The organism is Streptomyces sp. DH10 (genome assembly GCF_029813805.1).
Classification (GTDB): domain Bacteria; phylum Actinomycetota; class Actinomycetes; order Streptomycetales; family Streptomycetaceae; genus Streptomyces; species Streptomyces coeruleofuscus.
Window position 1 is genome coordinate 88,569 of the sequence record NZ_JARVKU010000029.1, and the last position, 8,141, is coordinate 96,709.

Annotated in this window: 6 protein-coding genes and 1 pseudogene; 3 read left to right on the forward strand and 4 right to left on the reverse strand. The window is 69.6% G+C overall.

Translation table 11 applies throughout. From position 1 onward, the window contains the following. Positions 1-60: 60 nt before the first annotated feature. Entirely contained in the window at positions 61-1,596 is a 1,536-nt protein-coding gene (locus QC385_RS38920; RefSeq protein ID WP_279546153.1) for a beta-N-acetylhexosaminidase, read from the reverse strand. A gap of 149 nt (positions 1,597-1,745) precedes the next feature. Here QC385_RS38920 and QC385_RS38925 point away from each other — a divergent pair. Then, positions 1,746-2,626: pseudogene (locus QC385_RS38925) on the forward strand (DUF4429 domain-containing protein). A gap of 13 nt (positions 2,627-2,639) precedes the next feature. Here QC385_RS38925 and QC385_RS38930 read toward each other — a convergent pair. Continuing rightward, positions 2,640-4,220, reverse strand: a complete 1,581-nt coding sequence (locus QC385_RS38930; RefSeq protein ID WP_279546148.1) for a purple acid phosphatase family protein — start codon at positions 4,218-4,220, stop codon at positions 2,640-2,642. 171 nt (positions 4,221-4,391) lie between these two features. On the opposite strand from QC385_RS38930, the gene QC385_RS38935 reads away from it, so the two are divergent. Both QC385_RS38935 and glmS read left to right on the forward strand, forming a co-directional pair. Then, positions 4,392-4,649 carry a hypothetical protein gene (locus QC385_RS38935; RefSeq protein WP_031114246.1) on the forward strand — a complete coding sequence of 86 codons (258 nt, stop codon included), beginning with the start codon at positions 4,392-4,394 and terminating at the stop codon, positions 4,647-4,649. 12 nt (positions 4,650-4,661) lie between these two features. After that, positions 4,662-6,479 carry a glutamine--fructose-6-phosphate transaminase (isomerizing) gene (gene glmS / locus QC385_RS38940; protein WP_279546149.1) on the forward strand — a complete coding sequence of 606 codons (1,818 nt, stop codon included), beginning with the start codon at positions 4,662-4,664 and terminating at the stop codon, positions 6,477-6,479. 177 nt (positions 6,480-6,656) lie between these two features. Here glmS and QC385_RS38945 read toward each other — a convergent pair whose 3' ends face one another. Both QC385_RS38945 and QC385_RS38950 read right to left on the reverse strand, forming a co-directional pair. Beyond that, entirely contained in the window at positions 6,657-7,217 is a 561-nt protein-coding gene (locus QC385_RS38945; protein WP_279546150.1) for a GPR1/FUN34/YaaH family transporter, read from the reverse strand. A gap of 135 nt (positions 7,218-7,352) precedes the next feature. Beyond that, positions 7,353-7,880 carry a universal stress protein gene (locus QC385_RS38950; protein ID WP_086855635.1) on the reverse strand — a complete coding sequence of 176 codons (528 nt, stop codon included), beginning with the start codon at positions 7,878-7,880 and terminating at the stop codon, positions 7,353-7,355. Positions 7,881-8,141: the final 261 nt, after the last annotated feature.

Below are 8,141 nucleotides of genomic sequence, written 5' to 3' on the forward strand. Positions count from 1 at the left end.
CGCATTCTTTTCAGGGGCGCGGGGAACTGCGCGACCAGCCCCCACGCACCCGCAGACGAATCACCGCCCGCCAGAACCCCACGGCACCTGCGGCGACCGATACCACTCAATGCCCAGGACGTCCCACCGCTCAGCCTGCGCAGCAAGCCGCACCTTGTACCGCTCCCAGTCGTGAGAAGCCGCCGACGACCACCCCAACTCGGCAACCCCCGGCAACCGCGGAAACGCCATGTACTCGATGTGCCCGGAGGTCTCGAGGGTCTCCGACCACATCGGCGCCTCGACCCCCCGCACGGCCCCGGCCGGCACCCCGGGCAGATACGCCCCCGGATCCCAGTCGTAGGACCGCCGCACCTCGACGTACCCCGCCCAGGACAGTCCCAGCGGCGTGTCCTTCGTGTACTTCATGTCGAGATACGCCCGGTCGGCCGGAGAGAGAATCAGCCCCGTCCCGCTCTGCGCGGCCTTCACGACCTGCGCCTTCTCCTCGGCACTCGTGCTGTCCAGCCCCCAGTACTGGGCGAGCGCCCCCTTCGCCGGGGTCGCCCCGGTGAGCTGGTGCCAGCCGACCACCGTCTTGCCGTACTTCGCGACGACCGGCTGCACCCGGTCCATGAACTTGACGTAGTCCTCATGGCTGGTGGAGTGCGCCTCGTCGCCCCCGATGTGGAGGTACTCGCCCGGCGTGAGCGCGGCCAGCTCGCGGATCACGTCGTCCACGAAGTCGTACGTGATCTCCTTGTCGACGCACAGCGAGCTGAAGCCGACCTCGGTGCCGGTGTAGAGCGGGGGTGCGACGCCGTCGCAGTTCAGGTCGGCGTAGGAGGCGAGGGCCGCGTTGGTGTGGCCCGGCATGTCTATCTCGGGGACGACTTCCAGGTAGCGGGAGCCGGCGTACCGCACGATCTCCTTGTACTGGGCCTTCGTGTAGTAGCCGCCGGGGCCGCCGCCGACCTCGGTGGAGCCGCCGTAGGTCGCCAGCCGCGGCCAGGAGTCGACGGCGATGCGCCAGCCCTGGTCGTCGCTGAGATGCAGGTGCAGCTTGTTGATCTTGTAGAGGGCGAGCTGGTCGATGTAGCGCTTGACCTGGTCGACGGTGAAGAAGTGCCGGGAGACGTCGAGCATGGCGCCGCGCCAGCCGTAGCGCGGGCTGTCCGTGATGGTGCCGCCGGCGACGAGCCAGGGGCCGGGCTGGACGGTGTCCTTCTCGACGGCCGCGGGGAGGAGCTGACGCAGGGTCTGAACGCCGCGGAAGAGACCGGCGGGCTCGGCGGCGGTGAGGGTGACGCCCTTGCGGCCGCTGTCGAGGCGGTAGCCCTCGGCGCCGAAGGGGCCCTTGGCGAGGCGCAGTCGGATGCCCCCGGGGCCGTGCTCGGTGATGGGGAGGCGGTAGCCGGTCGAGGGCCGCAGCACGGCCGCGAGGTACTCGGCGACGCGCCGCGCCTCCCGCGAGCCGTCGACGTGGAGGTGCGTGCCGCGGGTGATGCGGTAGGGGGAGCCGCCCGGGTCGACCGAAGCGGGCGCGGGGATCACGCGGTCGAGCGGGGTGGGCGATGCCGCCTGCGCGGGGGCGGCCCCTGTCATGGAGACGCCCATCGCGACCAGCAGCAGGGCACCGAGAAGACGAAGCGTTCTGTGGTGCGGTCTCACACGGCCAGCTCTCACAAGCGTGTCCCTTCCATGAGCCGTCTAGCGCCAAAAGGTCTGGACCACTCTCTCGTGAGACTGGTGGAACAATCCACCCCATGGCGGAAATCATCCAGAAGGACGGCACGTGGGCCTTCGACGGCGACGCCCTGCGGCTGACCCCCGGGCGGGACAAGAATGTCAGTCTGCTGCGCAGGGAGCTGGGTGAACTGGTCGTCCCGCTGGGGGCGTTGGCCGGGATCTCCTTCGAGCAGGGCAAGAAGGCGGGGCGGCTCAGGCTCCGCCTGCGCGACGGCGCCGACCCGCTGCTGCACGCCACGGGCGGCCGGCTCACCGAGCCCCACGACCCCTACCAGCTGATCGTGGAGTCCGACCGCTACGGCGTCGCCGAGTACTTCACGGACGAGGTGCGCAACGCCCTGCTCCTGGACCAGGTGCCGGGCGAACCGGTCGACGAGTACCTGCTGCCGGGGCCCGCCGTGCCGCTGTCGGTCTCCGCCGGAGACGGCACCGCCGGCTTCGACGGTGAGCGCATACGTCTGGAGTGGAACTGGAAGACGGAGGACGCCAAGGCCGCCGCCGGTGCCCGCACGCTCGCGCTCACCGACATCACGGGCGTGGATGGCAGCCGGCGGCCGGCCTGGAGAACGGCTACCTCCGCTTCACCGTGCGGAACGCGCCGACCAAGGCCCCGCCCAAGTACGACCCCAACGCCGTGGAACTGTGGGGCTTCAAGAAGGACCCGCTGATGGCGCTGGTCGCGGCGGCGGTCCAGGCCAGGCTTCCGCACCCGGCCCGGGCCGCCGGCGACGTGACGGACGCGCGACCGGAACTGCCTTCTCCTCCGGTCGCGTCCGCCGAGGACGATCACGACGCCCTGCTGCGCCGCCTGCGCGAACTCGGTGAGCTGCACCGCACGGGCGTACTGACGGACGACGAGTTCGCACTGGCCAAGCAGGCGGTCCTCAAGCGGATGTAGCAGCCGCGGGGCGCTACTTCGCCCGGCGCGCCACCGTGAAGTGGTCCACCTGCTCCCCGGTCTCGGCGATGCCGCGCACCGTGAGCGTGGCCAGGTGTCCCTTCGGCGCGGGGGTGACGTCCACGCGCAGGAAGGAGTAGTCGAGGTAGCGCACCCGGGACCAGGTGACGGTCTCGTTCTGCTTGCCGCCCTCGACGTTGACGAACGAGGGCACGGAGTCCACGTCGTGCTCGTTGCCCTCGTACGACAGCGGGGCGCTGAACGCGTAGAGGCTGCGGCCCGCCGCCCCGGCCGTCACGTACACCACGCCGTCGGTCTCGGGGTGGGCCGTGCCGCCGATCGGTAGCTTCCTGGTGACCTCGCCGTCCTTGATGACGTCGGTGCGCTCGTACTGGTGGTTGTGGCCGTTGATGACCAGGTCCACGGTGTACTTCTCGAACAGCGGCACCCACTCCTGCCGGACCCCGCCCTCGGAGGCGTGGGAGGTGGAGGTGCAGTAGGCGCAGTGGTGGAAGAACACGACGATGAAGTCGATGTCGCGCGCGGCCCGGTACTTCTTTAGCTGAGCCTCCAGCCACGTGGTCTGGGTGCCGCCGGAGATGCCGAGGTTGGCCGGGATCTCGAAGGAGATGTCGTTGGCGTCGAGCGAGATGACGGCCGTGTTGCCGTAGGCGAAGGAGTAGACGCCCGGGAGGTTCTTCCGGTCCGGGCCGTTGTCCGGGAGGGTCCAGCGGGCCTCCTCGCCGCCGTAGCCGCCCGGCGAGTACCAGGCCTCCATGTCGTGGTTGCCGTAGGCGGGCATCCACGGCACGGACTTGGCGACGGACTCGGTCTGGGCGAGGAACTGGTCCCACACGCGCGAGTCGAAGCCGGTGTCGTCGGTCCTGCCCTGGCCGGTGGGGTCGCCGTACGCGATGTCGCCGGCGTGCAGGTGGAAGGCCGGGTTCTGGCCGAGCAGCAGGCTGTTGTTGGCGAGCGCGTGGTAGCTGACGCCCTCGTCACCGAAAGCCGTGAAGGTGAACGGCTTCTTGTGCGCGGGGGCGGTGGTGAAGGTACCGAGGGTGCCCAGCAGGTGCGGCTCGGCCGGGTCGAAGCCCTGGTGGCCGACGCCGTAGTAGTACGTCCGGCCGGGGCGCAGGTGCGTCAGCCGGGCGTGGACGTAGTACTGGGTGTGGTTGCCGCTCGCGCCGACACCGGCCGGCGTGAAGAGGGTGCGGACCTCGGCGTCGATCCTCCGGGAGAGGTCCGTGGGGTGGGCGCCGATCCGGATGAACGGCTTCTTGACGGCGACCGAGACCTGCCAGGAAACGGTCATCTCCGTGCGCGGGTCGGTGCCGTAGGCGAGGTGGCGGCCGAAGGGGGCGACGAGGGCGCCGTCGACGGCCTCGGTCGCGGCAGCGGTGCGGGCGGTCGGTACGGCCGCCTGGGCGGTGGCACCGGGCACGAATGCGCCACCCACGACGGCACCGAGTGTGACCGCGCCGCCTCTGATCATCGAGCGCCGGGAGAACCTGGCGCGCAGGTACTCGTGCTGCTCGGCCATGCTCATGCGCTCGGCGAGCCGCTCGGGTACGCCCATACGAGGAATGTCCATGGCGTCCAAAAATCGACGCCTCGGGCAACGGGATACCGGCCACCCGATGGACGCACCACGAACAAGCGCTCATGACGGGTTCAACCTTCTCCCAAAGAAACCCCATGGCGACGTGCCCGAAACCGGGCAGAATTCTTGCGTAAGCGCCGCCGGTGCCCCAGGATCTACCGGGTGCACGACGAACTCGTTGATCATCTGACGCGGTCCACGCCCCTCAGCCGGGGCGAGGCGCTGCGTGTGATCCAGGACGTGCTCGCCTACTTCGACGAGACGACCGAGGAGTACGTCCGTCGCCGCCACCGCGAGCTCCAGGCCCAGGGCCTGGTGAACGCGGCGATCTTCGAACGGATCGAGGCGGACCTCAAATACCGCGCGGTGGCACCGCCGGAGCTCTCGCTCCGACAGCTGCGGCGCATCGTCTACGGCTAGGAATGCGTATATATGTGCGGAATCGTCGGTTACATCGGGAAGCGTGACGTCGCTCCCCTCCTCCTGGAGGGCCTCCAGCGCCTGGAGTACCGCGGGTACGACTCCGCGGGCGTCGTCATCACGTCCCCGAAGGCCTCCGGCCTGAAGATGGTCAAGGCCAAGGGCCGCGTCCGCGATCTGGAGGCCAAGGTCCCGGCCCGCTTCAAGGGCACGACCGGCATCGCCCACACCCGCTGGGCGACCCACGGCGCCCCCTCGGACGTCAACGCCCACCCGCACCTGGACGCCGAGGGCAAGGTCGCCGTCGTCCACAACGGCATCATCGACAACGCCTCCGACCTGCGCCGCAAGCTGGAGGCGGACGGCGTCGAGTTCCTCTCCGAGACCGACACCGAGGTCCTCACCCACCTCATCGCCCGCTCGCAGGCCACCAAGCTGGAGGACAAGGTCCGCGAGACCCTCCGGCTGATCGAGGGCACCTACGGCATCGCCGTGCTGCACGCCGACTTCCCCGACCGGATCGTCGTCGCCCGCAACGGCTCCCCGGTCGTCCTCGGCATCGGCGAGAAGGAGATGTTCGTCGCCTCGGACATCGCCGCGCTGGTCGCCCACACCCGCCAGATCGTCACGCTGGACGACGGCGAGATGGCCACCCTGAAGGCCGACGACTTCCGCACGTACACGACGGAGGGCACCCGCACCACCGCCGAGCCCACCACCGTCGAGTGGGAGGCCGCCTCGTACGACATGGGCGGCCACGACACCTACATGCACAAGGAGATCCACGAGCAGGCCGACGCCGTGGACCGCGTGCTGCGCGGCCGCATCGACGACCGCTTCTCCACCGTGCACCTGGGCGGCCTCAACCTCGACGCCCGCGAGGCCCGCCGGATCCGCCGTGTGAAGATCCTCGGCTGCGGCACCTCGTACCACGCGGGCATGATCGGCGCCCAGATGATCGAGGAACTGGCCCGCATCCCCGCCGACGCCGAGCCGGCCTCGGAGTTCCGCTACCGCAACGCGGTCGTCGACCCCGACACCCTCTACGTCGCGGTCTCCCAGTCGGGTGAGACCTACGACGTCCTGGCCGCCGTGCAGGAACTGAAGCGCAAGGGCGCCCGGGTCCTGGGCGTGGTGAACGTGGTCGGCTCCGCGATCGCCCGCGAGGCCGACGGCGGCATCTACGTCCACGCGGGCCCGGAGGTCTGCGTGGTCTCCACCAAGTGCTTCACCAACACCACGGTCGCCTTCGCGCTCCTCGCCCTCCACCTGGGCCGCACCCGCGACCTGTCGGTCCGCGACGGCAAGCGGATCATCGGGGGCCTGCGCAAGCTGCCCGCCCAGATCGCCGAGATCATGAAGCACGAGGAGGACGTCAAGAAGCTGGCCCTCCAGTTCGCCGAGGCCCGCTCGATGCTCTTCATCGGCCGCGTGCGGGGCTACCCGGTGGCCCGCGAGGCCTCCCTGAAGCTCAAGGAGGTCTCCTACATCCACGCCGAGGCCTACCCCGCCTCCGAGCTCAAGCACGGCCCCCTGGCCCTGATCGAGCCCGCCCTCCCCACGGTCGCGATCGTCCCCGACGACGACCTCCTGGAGAAGAACCGCGCCGCCCTGGAGGAGATCAAGGCCCGCAGCGGCAAGATCCTCGCGGTGGCCCACCAGCACCAGGAGAAGGCCGACGAAACCATCCTCGTCCCCAAGAACGAGGACGAACTCGACCCCATCCTGATGGGCATCCCCCTCCAACTCCTCGCCTACCACACGGCCTTGGCCCTGGGCCGGGACATCGACAAGCCCCGCAACCTGGCCAAGTCGGTGACGGTGGAGTAGTGGCCCTCTCTTAGGGGCGCGGGGCTGTATCGATTTGCGGCTCCGCCGCGCGGGCGCGATCAGCCCCACGCACCCGCACAGGCCGAACAAGAGGACGGACCCCCACGTGCTGCCACCGAACGCACGGGGGGTCCGTTTTCATCGCCGGGAAGCCGCCCAACTCCCCAGCCGGCGCAGCTAACCGGTGGCCGTCACTCCCCGGCCGGCAGCGCGTCGCGGAAGCGCCGTGGGCCAGTGCGCGAGCGCCGCGGTGGCCGCGTACCAGGCGACAGCCCCGGCGGCCACGGCGAACCACCCGCCCACCCTGGCGAACCCGTCGCTACCGGCGAACTCGGCGATCGCCATGAGCAACAGGGCGACGAAGAACAGCCCGTGGACCACCTGACCGAGCTGCTCCCCACCCGCAACGGTCAGAGACAGCGCCACGAGGGCGAACAGCAGCAGGAAGAACCCTGCCTCGTTGCCGGAGGCACCCGCCGACACGGCCCACGTGAACCACAGCGCCCCGAGCACCGAGAACGCCGTCCCACCGACGGAGTCCCCGCCCCGCAGGGCCATCAGTCCGGCGGCGAAGAGGGCGATGCCGCCCACGTACTGCGCGATTGACGCGGCGTCAGCGGCCGACACCCCGTCGATCACGGCGGTGTGCCCCAGCCCGAAGGCCAACAGGGTGATTCCGAGGGCCAGTCGGCCGACCACGGTGGTGATTCCGCTTCCCGCGGAGACGTCTTTGTCCACGGCGGGCTCCCTTCGTGCATGTGCAGTTGTGCGGTGTTCCGTATATGCCCTTCACAAGGGCACAAACACCTCTACGCGCAAGTAGATTTACGCACCGCACAGAAGCGGCAAGGGAGTTGGCACTCAGGGGAATACTCAGGGAATGACGATGACGGGCCGCTTCGCCCGCTTGGCGAGCCGCCCGGCGACGGAACCGAAGATCCGCCCGACGAGACCGTGGGTCGACCCGACGACGATCGCGTCGGCCTCGTACTCCCGGCCGACCTCTTCGAGTTCGTGGCAGATGTCACCGCCGCGCTCGACCAGGATCCAGGGCACCTCGGCGAGGTAGTCCGCACAGGCCAGCTCAAGACCGAGCACCTCGGTCCGATGGTCCGGCACGTCCACGAACACGGGCGGCTCGCAGCCGGCCCACACGGTGGTCGGCAGCCGGTTGGCGACGTGGACGATGATCAGGCCCGACCCGGAGCGATGGGCCATGCCGATCGCGTACGCCAGGGCGCGCTCACTGGACGTGGAGCCGTCGAAGCCGACGACGACCCCGTGCTTGAATGCGGGATCGCAGGAGTGGCGTGGCTCTTCCGCCGCCAAGGGCTCGGCCGCCGTGGGATCGGCGACGGGCCGCTTGCGGTCCGCGGGTTCGAAGAATTCGTGACCGGCCATGGCTGTCTCGGCGTTGTGATCCTTTATGGGTGGGACAACAGTGTGCGGCGGAGCTGTGTCCGGGAATGGTCTTCCCAACCCCATACCCCCAAGGGTACGGCGGCACGCCTCCTTAGCCCAGATCCCGCCCGCCGTGCGTGCGGGTTCCAGGGAGCATGCACGAGGCGACGCCCGTAACGCAATGGTTGCTGCGCTGTACAGGCGGTTTGCACAGGATTCACTTACCCGTGGCCGGTGATCGGGTCACACAGTGACCCGATC